At 63.9% G+C, this 20,641-nt stretch carries 20 protein-coding genes; 16 read left to right on the plus strand and 4 right to left on the minus strand.

Annotated features, from left to right (window positions below; translation table 11 throughout):
• The first annotated feature begins 59 nt into the window (after positions 1–59).
• The 3 genes from DYST_RS07935 to agaR are packed head-to-tail and all read left to right on the plus strand — an operon-like array spanning position 60 to position 3,129.
• Entirely contained in the window at positions 60–977 is a 918-nt protein-coding gene (locus DYST_RS07935) for a class I fructose-bisphosphate aldolase (protein ID WP_239951164.1), read from the plus strand.
• A 14-nt stretch (positions 978–991) separates the two neighbouring features.
• Entirely contained in the window at positions 992–2,326 is a 1,335-nt protein-coding gene (locus DYST_RS07940; RefSeq protein WP_239951165.1) for an amidohydrolase family protein, read from the plus strand.
• Complete coding sequence (gene agaR / locus DYST_RS07945) at positions 2,323–3,129, plus strand: transcriptional repressor AgaR (RefSeq protein ID WP_239951166.1); 807 nt, start codon at positions 2,323–2,325, stop codon at positions 3,127–3,129. Before DYST_RS07940 ends, agaR begins: the two co-directional genes overlap by 4 nt.
• A gap of 18 nt (positions 3,130–3,147) precedes the next feature.
• On the opposite strand, the gene DYST_RS07950 is transcribed toward agaR, so the two are convergent.
• Positions 3,148–3,330 (minus strand): hypothetical protein, encoded by a 183-nt coding sequence (locus DYST_RS07950; RefSeq protein WP_239951167.1) that lies wholly within the window; start codon positions 3,328–3,330, stop codon positions 3,148–3,150.
• A gap of 128 nt (positions 3,331–3,458) precedes the next feature.
• Between DYST_RS07950 and DYST_RS07955 the strand changes: the two genes are divergently transcribed.
• From DYST_RS07955 to DYST_RS07985, 7 genes are all read left to right on the plus strand, one after another.
• The gene (locus DYST_RS07955) at positions 3,459–5,150 is read left to right on the plus strand and encodes a molecular chaperone HscC (RefSeq protein ID WP_239951168.1); all 1,692 of its coding nucleotides are present in this window, start codon (positions 3,459–3,461) and stop codon (positions 5,148–5,150) included.
• Complete coding sequence (locus tag DYST_RS07960; protein ID WP_239951169.1) at positions 5,147–6,943, plus strand: J domain-containing protein; 1,797 nt, start codon at positions 5,147–5,149, stop codon at positions 6,941–6,943. The genes DYST_RS07955 and DYST_RS07960 overlap by 4 nt, the downstream gene beginning before the upstream one ends.
• Positions 6,944–6,999: 56 nt before the next feature.
• Positions 7,000–7,368 (plus strand): ArsR/SmtB family transcription factor, encoded by a 369-nt coding sequence (locus DYST_RS07965; protein ID WP_275666945.1) that lies wholly within the window; start codon positions 7,000–7,002, stop codon positions 7,366–7,368.
• On the plus strand, positions 7,365–8,324 hold the full coding sequence (locus tag DYST_RS07970) for an SRPBCC domain-containing protein (RefSeq protein ID WP_239951171.1): 960 nt from the start codon (positions 7,365–7,367) through the stop codon (positions 8,322–8,324). The genes DYST_RS07965 and DYST_RS07970 overlap by 4 nt, the downstream gene beginning before the upstream one ends.
• Positions 8,325–8,410: 86 nt before the next feature.
• Positions 8,411–9,313 carry a tetratricopeptide repeat protein gene (locus DYST_RS07975; protein WP_239951172.1) on the plus strand — a complete coding sequence of 301 codons (903 nt, stop codon included), beginning with the start codon at positions 8,411–8,413 and terminating at the stop codon, positions 9,311–9,313.
• Between the two features lie 140 nt (positions 9,314–9,453).
• Positions 9,454–10,365: a tetratricopeptide repeat protein gene (locus DYST_RS07980; protein ID WP_239951174.1), complete on the plus strand. Its 912-nt coding sequence runs from the start codon at positions 9,454–9,456 to the stop codon at positions 10,363–10,365.
• Between the two features lie 381 nt (positions 10,366–10,746).
• Positions 10,747–11,766, plus strand: coding sequence for a phospholipase D-like domain-containing protein (locus DYST_RS07985; protein WP_239951176.1), 1,020 nt, complete (start codon positions 10,747–10,749; stop codon positions 11,764–11,766).
• 59 nt (positions 11,767–11,825) lie between these two features.
• Here the strand turns inward: DYST_RS07985 and DYST_RS07990 are convergent, their stop codons facing one another.
• Genes DYST_RS07990 through DYST_RS08000 form a run of 3 tightly spaced genes read right to left on the minus strand, consistent with a single transcriptional unit; the run spans position 11,826 to position 14,208 of the window.
• Positions 11,826–12,125, minus strand: a complete 300-nt coding sequence (locus DYST_RS07990; protein WP_102302427.1) for a DUF6587 family protein — start codon at positions 12,123–12,125, stop codon at positions 11,826–11,828.
• Complete coding sequence (feoB, locus tag DYST_RS07995) at positions 12,122–13,966, minus strand: ferrous iron transporter B (RefSeq protein WP_239951178.1); 1,845 nt, start codon at positions 13,964–13,966, stop codon at positions 12,122–12,124. Before feoB ends, DYST_RS07990 begins: the two co-directional genes overlap by 4 nt.
• Complete coding sequence (locus tag DYST_RS08000) at positions 13,963–14,208, minus strand: FeoA family protein (protein WP_102302429.1); 246 nt, start codon at positions 14,206–14,208, stop codon at positions 13,963–13,965. The genes feoB and DYST_RS08000 overlap by 4 nt, the downstream gene beginning before the upstream one ends.
• A gap of 250 nt (positions 14,209–14,458) precedes the next feature.
• On the opposite strand from DYST_RS08000, the gene DYST_RS08005 reads away from it, so the two are divergent.
• The 6 genes from DYST_RS08005 (at position 14,459) to DYST_RS08030 (ending at position 20,557) form a co-directional block, all read left to right on the plus strand.
• Positions 14,459–15,550, plus strand: a complete 1,092-nt coding sequence (locus tag DYST_RS08005; protein WP_239951180.1) for an MBL fold metallo-hydrolase — start codon at positions 14,459–14,461, stop codon at positions 15,548–15,550.
• Positions 15,551–15,624: 74 nt separating this feature from the next.
• On the plus strand, positions 15,625–16,419 hold the full coding sequence (locus DYST_RS08010) for an enoyl-CoA hydratase/isomerase family protein (RefSeq protein WP_239951182.1): 795 nt from the start codon (positions 15,625–15,627) through the stop codon (positions 16,417–16,419).
• Positions 16,420–16,467: 48 nt separating this feature from the next.
• On the plus strand, positions 16,468–16,863 hold the full coding sequence (locus tag DYST_RS08015) for a VOC family protein (RefSeq protein ID WP_239951184.1): 396 nt from the start codon (positions 16,468–16,470) through the stop codon (positions 16,861–16,863).
• A gap of 22 nt (positions 16,864–16,885) precedes the next feature.
• Positions 16,886–17,404: a cupin domain-containing protein gene (locus DYST_RS08020; protein ID WP_239951186.1), complete on the plus strand. Its 519-nt coding sequence runs from the start codon at positions 16,886–16,888 to the stop codon at positions 17,402–17,404.
• 102 nt (positions 17,405–17,506) lie between these two features.
• The gene (locus DYST_RS08025; protein WP_239951188.1) at positions 17,507–19,495 is read left to right on the plus strand and encodes a biotin carboxylase N-terminal domain-containing protein; all 1,989 of its coding nucleotides are present in this window, start codon (positions 17,507–17,509) and stop codon (positions 19,493–19,495) included.
• Positions 19,496–19,597: 102 nt separating this feature from the next.
• Entirely contained in the window at positions 19,598–20,557 is a 960-nt protein-coding gene (locus tag DYST_RS08030) for a hypothetical protein (protein WP_239951190.1), read from the plus strand.
• Positions 20,558–20,641 lie beyond the last annotated feature (84 nt).

Below are 20,641 nucleotides of genomic sequence, written 5' to 3' on the forward strand. Positions count from 1 at the left end.
TCTGATTAAATATGATGTGAAACGAAACAACACGAAACCTCAAACACAAGGTATTCGAAATGAAACGCAAGTTGCAAGACCCGTCGTTTTCCTCCTCCAAGCTGGCTTCGCTGGCTCTTTCGCATGGCAAGCGCACCCGCCTATGGCGCCTGCTCTATGGCAGCGGTCCGCGCAACGGCAGCCTGCTGGTGCTGCCGCTGGACCAGGGCCTGGAACATGGCCCGACCGATTTCTTTCCCCGCCCGCCGGCCGTCGATCCGAGCTATCAGTTCGAGCTCGCCGAGGCCGGCGGCTTTTCTGCCATCGCGCTGGGCATTGGCCTGGCCGAGAAGTACATGACGGAGTACTGCGGTCGCGTGCCGCTGATCCTCAAGCTCAACGGCAAGACCAATATCTCCAGTGACGCGGAGGCGACCTCGCCACTCTTTGCATCCGTGGAAGACGCCGTGCGCCTGGGCGCGGATGCCGTGGGCTACACCATGTACGTCGGCTCGCCGCGCCAGCACGACGAGTTCCGCCAGTTCGAGAAAGTGCGCCAGGATTGCGAGCGCTACGGCATGCCGTTGGTGGTGTGGTCGTACCCGCGCGGCAGCGCGATCAACGCCAAGGGCGGCACCAATACGCTTTTCGCGCAGGACTACGCCGCACGCGTGGCGCTGGAACTGGGCGCGGACATCGTGAAGCTGCACGAACCCAACGACAGCGTGGCCAACGTGCCCGCGCCCTATGACAAGCTGCAGGAAGATGCAGCAGCGCGCTGCGCACGCGTGGTGCGTTCGGCCGGCCGCACGATGGTGTTGTTCTCCGGTGGTGAGAAGAACGACGATGACGCAGCGGTGCTGCGCAAGGTCGAGTTCTACATGCAGAGCGGCGCCAGCGGCGTGATGTTTGGCCGCAACATGTGGCTGCGACCGTTCGACCAGGCGGTGGCCCTCACTCGCCAGGTGCACGACATCATGGCGCGCTATCCGGGCTGATCGGGACATACACGATGCGTGACGCGAACTCTCGCGCGCGGCGGCGATTCGATCTGGATCGCCGCCACCTGCTCACCGCAACCCCCACGGGTTGCGGTTGCTGCGCGCCGCCGATGCTCGGCGGTGGCAGCAACAAGAATCCACTGCAAACCGCGGCAAAAGCCGACGGCGAAAATCTTCGCCTGACCGACTTCAAACCGCGCAGCATGCTGCATGTACCGGTGACCCGTGTAGAAAAACCGGCATTCCCGGTCATCGACGTGCACACGCACTTGAGTTGGATGAGCGAAACGCGCAATGGCGTGTCGCTGGGCGAGGCGATGACTTACTTCGCTGATCCCGCCGAACTGGTGGCGCTGATGGACCGCAAGGGCATCCGCACCATGGTCAACCTGACTGGTGGCACCGGCAAAGGGCTAGAGGAATCCATCGCGCGTTTCGACGCCGTAGCGCCCGGACGGTTCCGCACCATGACGGAACCGTCGTTCGCGCTGTTTGCCGAGCCTGACTACCCACGCCTGCAGGCCGAAGCAATCGAACAGGCGCATCGCATCGGTGCGGCGGGCCTGAAGCTATTGAAGACGCTGGGCCTGTATCTACGCGAAGGCATCGACCAGGGTGAACTGGTCAGCGTGGACGATGCGCGCTTCGACCCCATGTGGGAAACCTGCGCGGCGCGGAAGATGCCGGTGTTCATCCACACCTCCGACCCGGAAGCGTTCTTCCTGCCGGGCGACAGCGCCAACGAGCGCTACGAAGAACTGGCCAAGCATCCGGACTGGTCGTTCTACGGCCCGGAATACCCCAGCCACCGTGACCTGCTGGCAGCACGCAACCGCGTGATCGCGCGGCACCCGAACACCACGTTCGTGCTGATGCACGTAGGCAACCAGGCCGAAGATCTAGCAGCCATCGCCGCGTGCATGGACCGCCACCCCAACGTGCAGGTGGATATCAGCGCGCGCATCAGCGAACTGGGGCGCCAGCCGCGCATGGCACGACGTTTCTTCGAGCGCTACCAGGACCGCATTTTGTTTGGCACCGACGCCGTGCCGCCCCTTACGGCAACGATGTGCCGCAACAGTTACTCGGCGATGAGCTTTACGAGATCTACTACCGTTTCCTGGAGACAGAAGACGAGTATTTCGATTACGCTCCTTCCACTGTACCGCCGCAGGGGCGTTGGTCCATCTACGGGGTGGGCCTGCCGCAGGACATCCTGCGCAAGCTCTATCACGACAACGCGGCAAGACTACTGGGCATGCCTTGACTCTCGCCTGTGGCAGGATGCCCACAGAGCTCGCGCAATGATGCCGGACCGGGCCAGCTCACCAGGAAAGGAACCATGACGACACGACGCAAGGCTGCCCTGCCCCCGCCGAAGCTGCTGGTGGAAGAACGCCGGCGTCGCATCGTCGAGCTGGTCAATGAGAACGGGCGCGCGACGGTCGACGAACTGGTCGCCCTGTTCGACATCTCGGCAGTGACCATCCGCGCCGATCTGGAGGCGCTCGATCGCACGGGTACGATCAGCCGCTCCCACGGTGGCGCCCTGCCCGCCGCGACGACACAACTAGATACTCCGCTCAATATCAAGGAAACCCGCCACCATGTGCAGAAGCTGCGCATCGGCCAGGCCGCCGCGCGACTGATCGAGGACGGCGAGACCGTCATCCTCGACTCCGGCTCGACCACGGTGGAGATCGCCCGGCAGATCCGCCAGCGCAAGTGGACCTCACTGACGGTCATCACCAATGCGCTCAACATCGCCATGGAGCTGTCGGCCACGCCCGCCGTGCGGGTAATGATGCTGGGCGGCCTTCTGCGCCAGACCTCGTACTCACTGGCCGGCCCCGATGCCGAGCAGGCTCTGTCGAGGCTTTCCGCCGACCGCCTGTTCCTGGGTGTGGACGGCCTGGACCCGGCGGTCGGCGTGACCACGCCCGACCCGCTGGAGGCTTCGCTCAACGCGCTGATGATCCGCGTGTCACGCCAGACCATCGCCGTACTCGATGCCAGCAAGTTCGGTCAGCGCAGCCTGTCCGTCATCGCCCCGGTGAACGATCTGGATATGGTGATCAGCGACGACGCTGCCCCGGCGGAATACGTCGAGGCGTTGGAAAGCAAAGGTGTGAAAACGCTGCTGGTTTAGGAGCAGCCCTAAAGCCTGTTAGCGCGGCACCCGCAACTGCGAATTGCGCAAGGCTTCGTCGTGCTCGACTTCATCGTGACCGACAATGTCCAGCGTGTCCTGCAGGCCATGGCCAGCAGGGTGGTGCATGGTGGGCGGCACGGTGATCTCAGCGGTATCGCCTTCCGGCACGGCGGTATCCATCGGGGGAATATGCTGCATGGGACACTCCTGGGAGATCGGCGGATTCTACCCGGCCGCCGTCTCAGGCGCGCGTACCCGCCCCACCACCCGCCAGCCGGGCCGTTCCGGATTACACTTGCCGGAGCGCTACGGAGGGTATGGCAAGGATGATCGTTGGCATTGATCTGGGTACCACGCACTCGCTGATCGGTACCTACGGGGAACATGGCTCGGTTCTGTTTCCCAATGCGCTGGGTGACCTCCTGACACCGTCGGTGGTCAGTGTGGATGGCGACGGGCACATCATCGTCGGCCGCGCGGCGCGCGACCGCATGGTCAGCCACCCAGAGAGCAGCGTGGCAACGTTCAAGCGCTACATGGGCACAGCGCGCGAAACGCGCTTGGGTACGCACGTGTTCCGCCCTGAAGAATTGTCCGCGCTGATCCTGCGAGCCCTCATCGCTGACGCCGAGGCCGTCTCCGGCGAAAAGATCACCGAGGCCGTGATCAGCGTACCCGCGTATTTCTCCGATGCGCAGCGCAAGGCCACGCGAGCGGCCGGTGAGTTGGCCGGCATTCGCGTCGAACGCCTGATCAACGAACCCACCGCCGCCGCCCTCGCCTATGGCCTGCAGGAGAAGCCGGACGGCTCGCGCTTCCTGGTGTTCGATCTCGGCGGCGGCACCTTCGACGTGTCGGTGCTGGAAATGTTCGACGGCGTAGTGGAAGTACATGCCAGCGCAGGCGACAACTTCCTCGGCGGCGAGGATTTCCTCGATGTCATGGAAAGCGCTTTCCTCGGCGACGAAAAGATCGCGATCGATACGCTGTCCCCTCAGGAACACGGCCAGTTGCGACGACGCCTGGAGCAGGCCAAGCGCGAGCTTGGCGCGCAGGGAGGCACAGGCATCGAGTGGCGTATCGGCGATCGTCCAGTGAACTGGCAGATCGATGAGGAGCGCTTTGCACGATTATGCGAACCGCTCGTGCAGCGTATGCGCGCGCCGCTGGAACGCGCGATGCGCGACGCGCGCCTGCAACCGGAGCAATTGGGGGAAATCGTGCTGGTGGGTGGCGCCAGCCGCATGCCACTCGTGGCCCGCCTGGTCTCGCGCATGTTCGGGCGCCTGCCGTTGCGGCACATCAACCCGGATCAGGCGATCGCGCTCGGTGCATGTATTGCGGCCGGCCTCAAATCGCGCGACCAGCGTCTCGATGAGGTCATTCTCACCGATGTGTGCCCGTACACCCTGGGCACTAAGATATCCCGCCGCGACGAACAGGGCCGCGAGCAGACGGGTTTCTTCTCGCCGATCATCCATCGCAATAGCACGGTGCCGGTGAGCCGCGAGGAAACCTTCCTACCATTCCGCGACAACCAAACCAAGCTCACGCTGGAGGTCTACCAGGGCGAGCACCCCATGGCGGACCGCAACATCAAGCTGGGCGAGCTGGAGATCCCACTGTCGTCGCAACGCTCAGCCGCGCAGAACGCAGTGAACCTACGCTTCACCTACGACGTGAATGGCGTGCTGCAGGTAGAAGCCACTCTGCTCGCAACGAATGAGCGTCACGAACTGGTGCTTGAACAGAATCCGGGCTTGCTCACGCCCGCGGACATCCGTGCACGCCTCCAGACGCTGGAAGGCATCAAAATCCATCCGCGCGACAAGCACGAAAACATCGCGCTGCTGGCACGCGCCGAACGTCTTTACGAGGAATACATCGCCGCCCGCGCGCAGTTGCAGCAGTGGATCGCGCAGTTTCGCAACATTCTGGACACGCAGGATGACCACCTTATTCGCGAACGCCGCCGCCAACTGAGTCAGGCGCTCGATACGCTGGATGCCCACGTATGACCTCGCCGCTGGCGTGGTTCGGCTTGCCCGACGATGCCGACGAAAGGGAGCTGAAGCGTGCCTACGCCGCACGGCTGAAGGAAGCGCGGCCCGACGTCGATCCGGAAGCGTTTCAGGAGCTGCGCAAGAAGTACGAAGCTGCCCAAACCTGGTGCAGGCAGCGCGCCATCCCGCAGGAGCATCCGCCGGTTAGCGCCCCACCGACGCCGCGCACCGACGATGCATCACCGCCAGTGGGCGAGATGGCCTCTCCGCACGTGCCCCTTGCATGGCGCGCCGTACGCTTCGACAACACACCGCCCGTGCGACCTGCGATGGAACCGGTGCGCTTCGATGCCGAAGGTTTCGCCACTGCGTATATCGACACCGCAGCAGTGTCCGATACGCAGGCCCTTTTGACTTGGCTGCAGGAACGACCCGAACTCTGGTCGCTGCGCATCAAGCAGCAAGCTGGTCACGCCGTATTGCGCCGACTGTTTCGCGACCAACCGCCGATCGGTGCCGCCTCGTTTGACGCCACACTGCAGTTCTTCGGCCTGGACCACGCACTGGCGGGACCCGATCCCTTTCAGACCCAACGACTGCGTACGAACCTCGACGAACGACACACGCTTGTTCAGCGCTTCGAGCCGGCCGTCGAGGCATGGAATGCAGACCCCGCCGGTGTGAATGCAGAAGTGATCTATCGCTGGTTCTGCGCGCTCGCGCGAGAACAGGCCGGCGAGCCCGCTGCTGCCGCGCTGCACGCACAACCGGTATTGCGCAGTTGGGACGTGCGGCTGCAGTTGGCACCTGGGCTACTGGAGCTTTTGGTGCGCGAGCGTCCGCCCATGTCCACCGCGTTGGCTGGCGTGCTGTTCGACTATTTCCGGCTATCCGAATTGGCGACCAGCCGAGGCGTTTCCCTGCAGGACTTGCCGAACCAGTTGGAAGTGCGCTGGCTGATGCTGCCGGAGAACGCCGAACGACTCGCAGTGCGAGTGCGCGACGCCAAGAAACCCTATGGCGATATCAAGAAGAGCGGCCGTTACCTTCGTTGGGTGCAGCGACCGTTTCACTGGTGGTGGGTCGTACTGACCGCGTGGATTCCGGGCCTGCCGACGGCGCTCGGCCTGTTCCTCTGGCGCCTTTACGAAGGCGTGCCCGCACGACTGCCCCGCACCATCGACCCGGCGCTCATCCGCTTTTGCGTCGCGGCGGCGAGCCCCCATATGGTGACGGGACCGCGCGTGCTGATCGGCATCATTCGATGCGGTACCTTGCTCGTGCTCGGCGCACTGCTTGATACCGTGTGGTACTTGCTCCTTGAGGAACCCTATGGCGAACAAGGGTCGGCCAGCCTGCTGATCAGCGCCGCCGTGATCACAGCGACGTGGGCGGCATACCTCACGTTCGTCGCGCTCCTGCTCTGGCAACGGCGCCCGGAAGAACCGGCACAGCCCCGACCATTGCTACGCATCGCCTTCCTTCCGGTGATGTGTGCCATCGGCCTTCTCGTGTGGTTTGCCACGGGGCACACCGGCGTGACCCTGGGCGTGCTGCTACCCACTGCGTCGCTCGCCTACGGCCGTTACCGCGCCCGTAACCCACTGCCACCGGCCAACCTAAGAACCCGCTGGGCCGCGCTGCCAGACTCGCTATTTTTCATGGGCATGTGGGGGTCGATCCATTGGCCGCCCTGCGTGGCGCTGGTCGCGCTCGCCGCGTGGGGTACCGACCTGTGGCTCCAGCGGACGCGGTTGCTTTGGCGCCCTGGAGCCAAGCCCGCAACCACTCCGACAAGCGGGACCTGACAACATATTCAACCTAATGGTTGACTTTTCTTTGATGTAGGCAGATATTCAACCTTATGGTTGAATTAAATACCCCTGCGCTGGACACGGTTTTTCAGGCCCTCACCGACGGCACTCGCCGCGCCATGCTGCGCAGTCTGGCCGAGGGCGACCGCAACATCGGCGAACTCGCCGCTCCTTTCGACATGTCGCTGGCCGCCGCCTCCAAGCATGTAAAAGTGCTGGAACGCGCTGGCCTGGTGCGCCGCGTCGTCAAAGGGCGCACACACATCTGCCAGTTAGAGCCCGCGCCATTGGCCATCGCCGATGAGTGGCTGCGTTTCTACGAGCAGTTCTGGAACCAGCGGCTCGACGCCCTCGACGCTTTGCTCCGAGCCGAAGACGCGGCTGCGGGCAAGCCCAAACCCAAAGGGACACCACGATGAACACCATTGCCCTACGCACACTGCGTATCACTCGCCACTTCGATGCCTGCCCCGAGCGCGTGTTCGATGCTTGGCTCGATCCCGCTACGGCCGGGCGTTGGCTGTTCTCCGCACCCAACGGCGAGATGGTGAAGGTGGACATCGATGCACGCGTCGGTGGGCACTTCTGCTTTCGTGACCGACGCGACGGTGAGGACGTGGACCATGTGGGCGAATACCTGGAGATCGACCGGCCGCACCGGCTCGTCTTCACCTTCGGCGTGCCCAAGTACTCGGATGCCATGACGCGCGTCAGCATCGATATCGTCCCCGTGGGTTCCGGTTGCGAGCTAACGCTGTTGCATGAAGACGTACTGCCGGAATGGGCGGACGCAACCACACAGGGCTGGACCGATATCCTCGGGCACCTGCAGCAGAACCTGCATCGCCATCCCTCACGCCAGCGCCTTGCCACTGACACCATCCGCTTCGAGCGCGTGCTACCCGGTCCGATCGAACGCGTGTGGTCGTACCTCACCGACTCGGACAAGCGCGGCCAATGGCTCGCCACCGGCGCCATGGAACAGCGCGTAGGTAGCGAGTTCGAAATGCATTTCCATCACATCGAGCTGTCGCAAACGCCGATACCACCACCAGAACGTTTCAAGGTCTACGCGGACGGCGTGTCGTCCCGCCACCGCGTACTTGCCTGCGACCCGCCGCACCTGCTTGCCATGACCTGGGGCGGGCTCGATGACCCGTCGGAAGTCACCTTCGAACTCACGCCCGAGCACGGGCAAGTGCGCCTGACGGTGACGCATCGCAAGCTCAAGCCTGCAGATCTCATCAGTACCAGCGGTGGCTGGCACACCCATCTGGACGTGTTGGCTGATCGTCTGGACGGCCATTTGCCGCAGCCGTTCTGGCCTGTGTTCAACCACTTGCTTGCGCGCTACGAGCAGCTTTCGTCCGACTGACGCCGCCGTGCGGACAATTGCGGAGCGCCGGACACGGGAGTAAGTTCGGCGCCACCGTTCGCACACGCAACCCGGGAAGGATTGCCATGGCCGTGCAGAAGCGCTCCTCGTCGTTCCTCCTGTGGCTTGCCACGCTGGCGCTGGCAGCGCCTGCCGCCTTTGCCAGTGATGATCTCTCGCAAAGGAAGATACCGGTCGACGACAAACCGGTGGCGATCTCTCCGGCTGCCGCCACGGCAAACGACACGGAGGAAGACAACACCCGCTCGTTCAACACGCCAACCGATGATGGACGGCCCGGTGAGTACTACTTCGCCCTGGGCGTGCAGGCAGTGAAGAAAGGCGACTACGCCCATGCCATGGCGATGTACAAGGTCGCCGCGTCATGGGCATACAAGCCAGCGGAGTACAACCTGGGCGTAATGTATCTCAGTGGACAAGGCACGTCGGTGGACCTGCCGAGCGCACTCGCATGGATGGCGCTGGCCGCGGAGCGCAACGACCCGCAATACATTCGCGCCCGTCAACTGATCTACACCAACCTCACGCCAGGGCAGTACGAACAAGCCAACGTGATCTGGCGCGAACTACTCCCCACCTATGGCGACGAGACGGCACTACCGCGCGCCAAGTCGCGCTGGCGCGAGGCGATGCAGAATTCGACCGGCTCGCGGGTGGGATCGTCCGCGGGGCACGTCATCGTCGGCGGCGCCGACGGCACACCTAATCACATGCGCTCGGCCAACTACGACGTCCATGACGGCGGCCACACCAGTACCAACCCCGCAGAGGTCGCCGGCGTGCATCAGGGCGATGGCTCCATGGCCTATCAAGCCTTGCGCTCGACCGACAATCCCTACGACCCCAAGCTAAGTCCGGTCACCGGGCAGGCCACGGTGGGGCCGCTGTCTCAGGTCAACAAGAAGGACGGCGACGCTACCAAGGACCAGGACGGCGGCACGAAAACCAGCGACGACGGCCACCCGTAACCAACACGTGGCAAACCCTTAGTCTTGGTTCGCCGTGTGTTTTCCGAGGGCATCGATCCAGGGCGACCGCAATTGCCCGGTGCAGCGGATGGGAGTAGCGTCCAAATGCTGCCATCTCCAGGCACACGCGAGGTGTCGCCATGACCGTGCGCAATCCACTGAAGCCGCGTTCCTTACGCGCCATCGCCTTTGCAGGGCTGCTGCTCTGCCCTGCCCTGCGCGCCGCGGACGACGCCTTGCCGACCATCCCCGTCGACACCCAGTCGCCACCGCCGAAAGTGGTGAGTTACAACGCGACTCCGGACGTTCCCAGCAGCCGCACCGATCCGTTCAATCGTCCCGAGGACGACGGCCGCCCTGGCGAATACTTCTTCTACCTTGGCGCGCTGGCCAACCAGAAAGGTGACTACGCGCATGCCATCGCCATGTTCGAAGTATCGGCGTCCTGGGCGTACAAACCGGCTGAATACAACCTCGGCGTGCTGTACCTCAACGGCCATGGTTCGTCGGTGGATCTGCCACGCGCCATGGCATGGTTTGCGCTGGCGGCGGAACGCAACGAGCCGCAGTACGTGTACGCCAAGCAGTTGCTCTATGCACACCTGACACCGGATCAGTTCGATCAAGCCAACATCATCTGGCGCGAGCTACTGCCGAAGTACGGTGACACAGCGGCCCTACCGCGTGCCAAGGCGCGCTGGCACGAAGTACTCATCTCCGCCACGGGCTCGCGTGTTGGCTCGGCGGCGACTCACCTTATGGTGGGTGGCATGTCTGGTAGAAATGGCCACGAGTCGTTCACCAACTACGACGTAGGCAACGGCGGCATCCACCCCAACGCGCCGGGCGAAGTCACCGGCGTACATCAGACGGACGGCGTCATCGCCTACGAGCAGCTGCGCGAGAGCACCGATCCCTATGATCCGAAGTTCACCTCGTACCTGCGATCGGGCACGGTGACCGTTGGCATTCTCCGCCCGGTGAAACCGGATGATCCGGCACTGCGCAAGATGAATCCGCCAATGGATGCATCACCCTCCGATCACCAGTAATCGTTGTCGAACACGCACAGCGGATACGCATCGGCGCGCACGATACGCTGAAACGTGCGCATGCGATCACGCGAAAAACACGCGCCAACGTGCCTGAATTTTTCACACCACCTGCACTGCCGCAATGGCAGCGCACCACATTTCGGTGAACTGCATCACGCGCAAACAGCACTAGCTGCATCGTGCGTGACCGCATGAACTTGCCAAGCCTCGGCGAAGGCTCCCTGTCATATAAGCGCAGTGTCATGCGCACTGCCGCCGCATACGGATCACCCCCGGCGTGCGCGTTTCACCGCGTTGCCGCGGCAACGCATGGGGCGGCTAAAGGCGCGGCGATCACGCTGCGCTCCAACCAACGTCACATCACGAAGGGAGCTCGTCATGAAGTCTCGTTGCAATCTGTTCGCGCTCTGCGCACCCGTCGTCACCGCCACCCTGCTGTACGCAGGCCTCGCCACGGTAGCGACACCGGCACTGGCGGCATCGCCGTCGGCCAGCACGGTCACCCGGACATTGGTGATCGAACCGGATCAGGGCCTGACCCCGATCTACAACCTGATCCAGTCGGCCACTAGCACCATCGACATGACCATGTACGAACTGGTGGACACGCAGGCGCAATCCCTGCTTTGTCAGGCTGCCGCCAACGGCGTGGCTGTGCGCGTGATCCTCGATCAGAACCTTGAATACAACAACAACCTCAGCGCCTATAACCAGCTCAACAGCTGTGGTGCAACGGCGGTCTGGGCCTGGACCAAGTACGACGCCACGCATGAGAAATCCATCGTGGTCGATGGCACCACCGCGGCCATCATGTCGCTCAACCTGACCAGCCGTTACTACAGCACCAGTCGCGACTTTGCGGTGATCGAGAACGATGCGGCCGACGTCGCAGCCATCGAAAGCACCTTCAGCGCGGACTTCGCCTCACAGACCATCACACCGCCGGTGGGTGATGACCTGGTGTGGAGCCCGACGAACTCGAAGACGCAACTGCTCAATGTGATCAACAGTGCGCAGTCCACCCTGCAGGTGGAGAACGAGGAGATGAGCTACAGCACCATCGTCACCGCGCTGGAGAACGCAGCCAAGCGTGGCGTGGCCGTCACCGTGTGCATGACCAATGATGCCAACGACTATGCCACCGAGTTCAACGCACTGAAGAAGGCTGGCGTGAACATCACCACGTACGCCGAGACGGCGCCGTTGTACATCCATGCCAAGGCCATCGTGGCCGACTACGGCACCGCCAATGCGCGCGCGTTCGTGGGTTCGGAAAACTTCTCTTCGGCCTCGCTCAACTACAACCGCGAGTTGGGTCTGGTGACCACGGACGCCACCATTCTGTCCCAGCTGAACACCACCCTGTCCAGCGACTACGCCGGCGGTACGGCCTGGTAAGCGACACAACGACCGGGACGCCATGCGCGTCCCGGTCGATCGCTATGGGGTGTTGCGCGTTACTTACCGCGCGGGCGGAACTCCAGCGGATGCACGTCGCGCGCTGCCGCAGGTGGCTTCGGGCCACAGGAGCCGCAGGTATCGCAACCGTCGCTGCAGTTGCCGGTGGATTGCTTGGGCTGTAGGCGACGCGCAAACGCGCGTTGCCATGCGGCACTCCCCGAACGATCGAGACGAAGCGCCAGCGTTGCCAACCAGCGACTGCTCAGCCGTGGCGCCAGCTTGCGGAACGTAATCCACACACCGAACAGCGCGACCACACCGACGATCACGTACTGCACGACCAGGCCGGTACTCATGTCAGCCAGCTCGCGATCTGATAAGTGAGGAACGAGGCCACGTAAGCCACCACAAACATGTAGCCGAACGAGATACCCACGTTGCGCCAGGAGTTGGTTTCGCGACGGATCACCGCCAGCGTGGACATACACTGCGGCGCGAATGCGAACCACACCAGCAGCGATAGCGCGCTGGGCAGCGAGAAGTTGGCCGCCAGCGCCTGCGCAAGACCCGCGCTGTCGGCACCATCTCCACCCACCGCGTACACCGTGGCGAGCGCAGCCACGGCGGTTTCGCGCGCGGCGAAGGCGGGAATCAGCGACACGCTGATCTGCCAGTTGAAACCCAGCGGCGCAAAGATGTACTGCAGACCGCGACCGAGGTAGCCGGCGAAGCTGTAGTCGATAGCCGGGCCCGTAGCGCCAGCAGGTGCCGCCGGGAAGCTGGACAGCACCCACATCAGGATCGTCAGGCCCAGGATCACGCCGGTGAGGCGCTTGAGGAAGATCATGCCGCGCTCCCACAAGCCAATGGCCACGTCACGCACCTTCGGCAGACGGTACGACGGCAGCTCCATCAGCAGCGCGTGTTCGCTGCGATCGCGTCGCAGCTTCTTCATCACCCAACCCACCACCATGGCGCCGACAATGCCCGCCGCATACAACGCGAACAGCACCAGGCCCTGCATGTTGAAAATGCCCAGCACGCGGCGCGTGGGAATGAACGCGCCGATCAACAGTGCATACACCGGCAATCGCGCCGAGCATGTCATCAACGGCGCGACGAGAATGGTCGAGAGGCGATCACGCGGATCGGTGATGCTGCGCGTGCCCATGATGCCGGGGATGGCGCAGGCAAAACTCGAAAGCAGCGGAATGAACGAACGCCCCGTCAAACCGACCGACACCATCAGGCGATCGAGCAGGAACGCCGCGCGCGGCAGGTAGCCGGATTCCTCCAGCACCAAGATGAAGAAAAACAGCACCAGGATGACGGGCAGGAAACCGATCACCGTGCCCAGGCCGCCAAACACGCCATCCACAAGCAGACTTTGCAGCGGCCCCGCCGGCATCCACGCGGTGACGTGCTCGCCGAGCCAGCCAAAGCCATCGCCGATCAGGTCGGACATCGGTTTGCCAGCGGCGTACACCGCCTGGAATACCAGAAACATCACGACGGTGAGAATCAACAGCCCGAACACCGGATGCAGTGCCCAGCGATCCAGCGCGTCGTCGATCTTCGCGGTGGCGCGCGGCATGGTGACGGTGGCCGCCATCAGTTCGCGCACTTGCACGTGAAGGTCGGCGCGGCTGGCCGCGTCATCGGGTTGTGCAGGCGCGGCCTGTGGAATCTCGCCGTCGACTTGGGCAATCAGCGCCTTCACGCCATCGCGCTTCACCGCGACGGTTTCCACCACGGGGATGCCTAGGCGGCGCGACAGCTCCACCACATCGATCACCACACCACGGCGGCGCGCCGCGTCCATCATGTTCAGCGCCAACACCACCGGAAGGCCAAGTCGCTTCACCTCCAGCACAAAGCGCAGATGCAGGCGCAGGTTGGTCGCATCGGCCACGCAGACAACCAAGTCCGGCACCGACTCGCCCGGATAATTGCCTTCCAGCACGTCGCGGGTGATCTGCTCATCAGGGCTGGTGGCGTCGAAGCTGTACGTGCCCGGCAAGTCCAACACCTGCAACACGCGGCCGGAGGGTGCGGTGAAGCGACCTTCTTTGCGCTCCACCGTCACGCCGGCGTAGTTCGCCACCTTCTGGCGGCCACCGGTGAGCTGGTTGAACAACGCGGTCTTGCCGCAGTTGGGATTGCCGACCAGGGCAATGCGCAGGGTGCTCGCACTCATGCAACGGTCTCCGCGTTCACCAGCACGCGCTCGGCTTCCTTGCGGCGCAGGGCGAAGCGTGTGGAGCCAATCTGGATCAGCAACGGGTCCGCGCCCAGCGGCCCCTGCGCCACCACGCGAACCGGCTCGCCCGATACGAAGCCGAGGTCGCGCAGTCGCTGCGCGATCACGTCGGAAGCATGAGCATCGTCCACTCGGTCCACCACGGCAGTAGCCCCTTTCGGAAGATCGGACAAGCGCACTGGTCACCAACTCAAATAAGAATGGTTCGCATTGTACATTACTCCCCTGCGGACTGCAGCGCGGCCCATTGCCGCCGTGGCATCCAGCACCGCAAGAACATGAAGGCTGAACCACCGCCAGTGGCGCGCACTTGGAACTGGACGCCAACGCCCCGATAGCCATTGAACAAGGCGCCGCGACGACATGGCGGCGCAGCCATACCGGTGAGGCGACAACGCACCGCCGGGCCACATCGATGCCGAGGTTTCCATGGCTCTGTTCAACCGACATGCGGGCGGATTGCGCCTGGAACGGATGCAAGCTTCCCCGCAGTACGGCGGCGAGAGCTTCGTCAACACGTACCGCTCCAGCGCTCCGCGCGTCGAGGACGACAAGCCGTCGCTGGTCGACTTCATCTTCCGTGGCGAAGGCCGTACACCGTCGAAGCCGCTGCCCTCGCTCGATCCCCGCCAGCAGTGGACGCGCCCGGTGGAAACCGGCTTGCGCACCACCTGGCTAGGCCATTCGACCGTGCTGCTGGAGATCGACGGCGTACGCGTGCTCACCGACCCGGTCTGGGGCGAACGCGCGTCGCCCTTCTCCTTCATGGGGCCCAAGCGCTTCCAGCCGGTACCCGTGGACATCGCCGCATTGCCGCCGCTGGACGCCGTGCTGATCTCGCACGACCACTACGACCATCTCGACTACTCGAGCATCCGTGCGCTCGCCAAGCTGCAGGTGCCGTTCATCACCTCGCTGGGCGTGGGCGTGCATCTGGAAGCGTGGGGCGTGCCGGCCGAACGCATCATCGAGCTGGACTGGTGGGAAAGCACCACGCTGCCACGCGGCTTGACGCTCACCGCTGCTCCGTCGCACCACTTTTCCGGTCGCAGCCTGCGTGATCGCAATGCCACGCTGTGGTCCTCCTTCGTACTGCGCGGCGAACGCCATTCGGTGTTCTTCAGCGGTGATACGGGCCTGTCGCCGCACTTCGCTGAGATCGGCGAACGGTTGGGGCCGTTTGATCTGGTGATGATCGAAGTGGGCGCGTTCCATCCCTCGTGGGGCAGCGTGCACCTGGGCCCGGACAACGCCATCACCGCGTGGCGCCAGCTTGGCAGCGGACGCTTTCTGCCGGTGCACTGGGGCACCTTTAACCTCGCCATGCATCCTTGGGCTGAACCGGCGGAAGTGCTGCTGGCCAAGGTGCCGGAAGGCCTGGTCATGCCGCGGCTGGGTGAAGCCGTGGAGCCCGCACGTGTCGAAGCCGTGCAACCGTGGTGGCGCGATGTGTCTTCCGGCCACTGGCAGGGCTCGGCCCTGGAAGCCGCCGAATTCCTGGTACTTCCGGCTAAGGACTGAGGCGCGCCGCTTCGGCGAAGAACATCGTGGGGAAGGGTTCGGTTTACGATGTCGCTCCCCAGCAGGAGCGACTCATGAGCCAAAGCATCCAGATCGCCGATCACGGCGGCGTCCGCCGCATCACCCTGAATCGCCCGCAGGTGCACAACGCCTTTGACGATGGCTTGATCGCCGAGCTCACCGCGGCGCTGGAGCACGCGGGCGAAGACGGCAGCGTGCGTGCAGTCGTGCTCACCGGCGAAGGCGCCAGCTTCTCCGCCGGCGCGGACTTGAACTGGATGCGCGGCATGGTGGGTGCGAGCGAAGCGGAGAACCGCGAAGATTCCCTGCGCCTCGCCACGCTGATGCGCACGCTGCAATACCTGCCCAAGCCCACCATCGCCCGCGTGAATGGCGCCGCCTATGGCGGCGGCGTCGGGCTGGTGGCTTGCTGCGACATTGCCATTGGCGTGGATACGGCACGCTTTGGTCTCACCGAGGTGAAACTCGGCCTGGTGCCGGCGGTGATCTCGCCCTACGTCATCCACGCCATTGGGCTGCGCCAGGCGCGCCGCCTTTTCGTCACCGGCGAACTGTTCGATGCGACCACGGCCTTGCAGATCGGCCTGCTCCATCAGTGCGTTCCCGTCGAGCAGTTGGACGACGCCGTCAACGCGACGCTCGACCTGCTCGTCAAGGCTGGTCCGGTGGCACAGGCCGAAGCCAAGCAGCTTGCCTTGCGCATAGCTGGCGCCGATGAAAACAGCGCCGCGCGGATCGATCGCGAGAATGCCGCGCTCATTGCGCGCCTGCGCGTGTCCGCAGAAGGCCAGGAAGGACTGGGTGCGTTCCTCGGCAAGCGTGCCGCGTCATGGTGTAACCAGGGTTGACGCTTTCTGTCGCATACTCGCCGCTCCATTGCGCAAAGGAACGGTGCCATGATCGACCACGTCGGGTTGCAGGTTTCTGGTTACGAACGAAGCCGCGAGTTCTACCGCAAGGTGCTCGCAACACTGGGCGGCGAGTTGGTCATGGAAGTCACTGCAGAGCAGACCGGCGATGGCGCACACGCAGGCTTCGGCATGAGTGGCCGCCCCACGTTCTGGATCGGCACGTCGCAGCAGGCCAATCACGCCACAAGCGCCGTGCACGTGGCATTCACCGCGCCCAATCGGGCCGCGGTAATGGCCTTCCACCGTGCCGCACTGGAAGCAGGCGCCAAGGACAACGGCGCACCGGGCCTTCGCCCGCATTACCACGCACATTACTACGGCGCCTTTGTGCTCGACCCCGACGGGCACAACATCGAAGCCGTCTGCCACTCGCCGGAATGATTCCATCCAGAGGCATCACACCATGACGCATCCCATCATCAACATCGCCGACGTCGAGCTGCAACCCTTCCCGCCCGGCATGAGTCCGACCGGCGACACCGCCGAGCGGTTCGAAGCGCGCGTGGGCCGCTTCTCCATGCAGGTTGGCGCGCAGAAACTGGGCTACAACATCACGGCAGTGCCGCCGGGCAAGCGCGCTTTTCCGTTGCATAACCATCGCATCAACGAGGAGATGTTTTTCATCCTCGAAGGCAGTGGTGAGGTGCGCATCGGCGACCAGCGTTATCCGGTCCGGGTGGGCGACGTGATTGCCTGTCCTCCGGGCGGCCCGGAAAAGGCGCACCAGATCATCAACACTGGTACGACCGAAATGCGCTACCTCGCGGTGAGCTCCAAGGAAACGCCCGAGATCTGCGAATACCCGGATACCGGCAAGATCGGCATCCTTGCCGAGTACCCGCCCGCCGCCGATGGTTCGCCGCAAGGTTTCAGGTTGGTGACGCGTGCGGATATGCAGGTCGGTTACTGGGAAGGCGAATAGCGCCAGCCCGCTCCACTGGGGCGCCCCATGCTGCGCTGCGCATCGGCGGCAGCGCGGCAATCTGCTAGTTTTGACAGCTTCGCACCGTCCCCCGGAAGCCGCATGTTCGAGCGCGTACTCATTGCCAACCGCGGCGAAATCGCCTGCCGCGTCATTCGCACCTGCCGGCGCCTCGGCATCCACACCATCGCGGTGTATTCGGAGGCCGACGCCAACGCGCAGCACGTGCGGCTGGCGGATGAGGCGTGGCCGATCGGCGGCCCTCGCCCGACCGAGTCCTATCTGCGCGGCGACGTGATCCTGGACGTGGCACGCAAAAGCGGTGCGCAGGCGATTCACCCCGGCTATGGCTTCCTGTCCGAGAACACCGCCTTTGCACGCGCCTGCACTGAGGCCGGCATCGTGTTTATCGGCCCGCGTCCGGAAAGCATCGACGCCATGGGTTCCAAGGCGGCTGCCAAAGCGCTGATGGAAAAGCACGACGTGCCGTTGGTACCCGGTTACCACGGCGCGGACCAGTCCGACGAGGTGCTCGCCGAGCAAGCGCGCCGCACGGGTTTCCCGCTGATGATCAAGGCAGCCTCCGGCGGCGGCGGCAAGGGCATGCGCATCGTGCACAGCGAGGCTGAATTTGCCGCGGCGCTCGCCTCCGCACAGCGCGAGGCAGCCAGTTCGTTCGGCGATACGCGCGTCATCCTCGAGCGCTACGTCGAACATCCACGCCACATCGAGTTCCAGGTATTCGGCGACACGCAAGGCAACGTCATCCATCTCAATGAGCGCGAATGCTCCGCGCAACGTCGCTACCAGAAGGTGCTGGAGGAAACGCCCTCACCCTTCCTTGACGATGCACGCCGCACCGCGATGGGCGCCGCCGCCGTGGCCGCTGCGAAGGCGGTGAACTACGTCGGCGCGGGCACGGTGGAATTCATCGTCGGCCAAGGCGGCGAGTTCTTCTTCATGGAGATGAACACGCGCCTGCAAGTCGAGCACCCGGTCACCGAGGAAACGCTCGGGCTGGACTTGGTGGAATGGCAGTTGCGCGTGGCCGCCGGCCAGCCCCTGCCGCTCGCACAGGAACAGATCAAGGCACACGGTCACGCCATCGAAGTGCGCCTGTACGCCGAAGATCCCGACCAGAACTTCCTGCCCGGCTCGGGCAAGCTGATCAAGCTGCGCCTGCCCTCACCCTCGCGCCATGTGCGCCTGGACGGCGGCGTGATCGAAGGCGACACGGTCACGATCTTCTACGACCCGATGATCGCCAAGCTCATTGTGTGGGACGTCGATCGCCCGCAGGCTCTGCAGCGCTTGCGTGATGTGCTGATGGCCAGCGAGATCGTCGGACCAAAATCCAATATTGCGTTTCTTGAACGCCTGTCGCGCCACCCCGTGGTGGTCGAAGGCCGCATCGATACCGGCTACCTCGATCGCCATCTGGACCAATTTCTGGCCGGCGACGCGGCACCCCAGGCGCGCGTACTTTTTGCAGCCGCCGTCGCTGCGCTGATCCATGACGAACGCAGCGTCGTGGCGAACCCCGCTGACCCGCACTCACCGTGGTTGCATGCGGATGCATGGCGTGTGGGCCATGCCGGCAAACGCATCGTGGCGCTGTCGCTGCACGGCCAACGTCACGAAGTCGAAGCGTACGGCCATGACGGCAACTACCGGCTGCACCACGGCGATACCGCGTGTGACGTACAGGGTGCGCGACTCGGCGACGACGCACTCAGCGCGCGCTTCGACGGCGAGTCCGTACGCGTGCCGGTGCGCACCGATGCTGCACGCGTGACCGTCCACGACGCTCACGGCTACCGTCACGTGTTCGAGCGCGCGGCGGCGTTTGCGTGGGAGTCGAAAGAAGCGGCGGGCGGCAACCAGATCGTTGCACCGATGCCCGGCCGTATCGTGCTGGTGAAGGCAAGCGCGGGCGACACGGTGGAAGAAGGTCAGGAGCTCCTGGTGATGGAAGCGATGAAGATGGAGCTGGCGCTGAAGGCACCCCGCGCCGGCAACATCGCGAGCATCCATGCTGCGCAAGGCGACTTCGTCGAAGCCGACACGGTACTACTGCGCTTCGCCGACTGACGGATACCATCCCCGCGGCGCAACGGATGTGGCCTGCGGGGAACAGCGCCGGCACCTCGTGGCCCGCCCATATCATCATCGTCATAAAGGGAGTTTCGACGAATGTTCGACAAGAGAACCTGGGCCGCAGGCCTATGGATACCCGTTCTGGCTTTGGGCGTGGCGGCATCGGCGCATGCGGATGACAAGCCCGCCTTGCCGACCATCGCCAGCACCACCCTCACCGATCGGCAGCAAAGCGCCACCACGGTGATCACGATCGCCGAAGGCGCCAAGGTCGATGGCAAGCGCGCCATTCGTTATCACGTGGTGTACGACTCGGCGTCGAACTGCCACGCCGTCGTGGATGGCACGGCAACCTTCTTTTCCGAAACCGATGAATCGGGCGACAAGTCCGAGGCCCTGCCTAACGGCGAATGGGCGACAACGCATCAGTTCCGTGACAACGGGGCCAATGGCCTGGTGAAGCTGGGCATGGACGTCGATGCGGCGCATCCGCGATTTGTCGACTTCGCGCTGGATCATCCGTCTACCGCGCTACCCAAGTGCATCGGACCCGCGGGGCTGGTCTTCAATGTGTTCGCTGAGCGGGCAGACCTGACCAACCCGCTATACAAGATGCGGGATAAAACCGCAGCCACATATCACAACGTCGTCTACGACTATATGGTGGATTATCCCGACGAACTTCTGGTGCCGGGCACCGAATCGGCATCGGGTGATGGGCTGGATTTCGCGCCTAAATCCGGCAAGGCGGACATCGCGGTCTGGGGCAAGTACGCCTCACCGGATGACACCCGGGCCAGCCTGCTGCACGACGATGAAACGCATTGCGCGCCCGGCAAGGTGTCGTATGAGGTGAACAAACCCACCTTCATCGCTTTCTCCTGCCTGACGCCGAAGGGTCGCATCGTCTACGAAAAGATGGCCATCCATAACGATGTGTATGCCGCGGTGCGATTCGAGTACGACGCGGCGGATCAGGCTACGTGGGGGCCGGTGATCAAGCAGATGGCCGGTTCACTGCGCATCGGCCCTGGTCCCCAGCCAGCGAAAGATTGAAGCGCCGCACATTCGTACGGCCGGGTTAGCCCGCAGTCACACATACGAAGAATCTTGCGAGTACAAATGGCGCGCTGCCCACGA

The organism is Dyella terrae (assembly GCF_022394535.1).
Classification (GTDB): Bacteria; Pseudomonadota; Gammaproteobacteria; order Xanthomonadales; family Rhodanobacteraceae; genus Dyella.

Coding starts and splice junctions, on each gene's coding strand:
- DYST_RS07935 (WP_239951164.1), top strand. CDS start 60: ATGAAACGCAAGTTGCAAGACCCGTCGTTTTCCTCCTCCAAGCTGGCT.
- DYST_RS07940 (WP_239951165.1), top strand. CDS start 992: ATGCGTGACGCGAACTCTCGCGCGCGGCGGCGATTCGATCTGGATCGC.
- agaR (WP_239951166.1), top strand. CDS start 2,323: ATGACGACACGACGCAAGGCTGCCCTGCCCCCGCCGAAGCTGCTGGTG.
- DYST_RS07950 (WP_239951167.1), bottom strand. CDS start 3,330: ATGCAGCATATTCCCCCGATGGATACCGCCGTGCCGGAAGGCGATACC.
- DYST_RS07955 (WP_239951168.1), top strand. CDS start 3,459: ATGATCGTTGGCATTGATCTGGGTACCACGCACTCGCTGATCGGTACC.
- DYST_RS07960 (WP_239951169.1), top strand. CDS start 5,147: ATGACCTCGCCGCTGGCGTGGTTCGGCTTGCCCGACGATGCCGACGAA.
- DYST_RS07965 (WP_275666945.1), top strand. CDS start 7,000: ATGGTTGAATTAAATACCCCTGCGCTGGACACGGTTTTTCAGGCCCTC.
- DYST_RS07970 (WP_239951171.1), top strand. CDS start 7,365: ATGAACACCATTGCCCTACGCACACTGCGTATCACTCGCCACTTCGAT.
- DYST_RS07975 (WP_239951172.1), top strand. CDS start 8,411: ATGGCCGTGCAGAAGCGCTCCTCGTCGTTCCTCCTGTGGCTTGCCACG.
- DYST_RS07980 (WP_239951174.1), top strand. CDS start 9,454: ATGACCGTGCGCAATCCACTGAAGCCGCGTTCCTTACGCGCCATCGCC.
- DYST_RS07985 (WP_239951176.1), top strand. CDS start 10,747: ATGAAGTCTCGTTGCAATCTGTTCGCGCTCTGCGCACCCGTCGTCACC.
- DYST_RS07990 (WP_102302427.1), bottom strand. CDS start 12,125: ATGAGTACCGGCCTGGTCGTGCAGTACGTGATCGTCGGTGTGGTCGCG.
- feoB (WP_239951178.1), bottom strand. CDS start 13,966: ATGAGTGCGAGCACCCTGCGCATTGCCCTGGTCGGCAATCCCAACTGC.
- DYST_RS08005 (WP_239951180.1), top strand. CDS start 14,459: ATGGCTCTGTTCAACCGACATGCGGGCGGATTGCGCCTGGAACGGATG.
- DYST_RS08010 (WP_239951182.1), top strand. CDS start 15,625: ATGAGCCAAAGCATCCAGATCGCCGATCACGGCGGCGTCCGCCGCATC.
- DYST_RS08015 (WP_239951184.1), top strand. CDS start 16,468: ATGATCGACCACGTCGGGTTGCAGGTTTCTGGTTACGAACGAAGCCGC.
- DYST_RS08020 (WP_239951186.1), top strand. CDS start 16,886: ATGACGCATCCCATCATCAACATCGCCGACGTCGAGCTGCAACCCTTC.
- DYST_RS08025 (WP_239951188.1), top strand. CDS start 17,507: ATGTTCGAGCGCGTACTCATTGCCAACCGCGGCGAAATCGCCTGCCGC.
- DYST_RS08030 (WP_239951190.1), top strand. CDS start 19,598: ATGTTCGACAAGAGAACCTGGGCCGCAGGCCTATGGATACCCGTTCTG.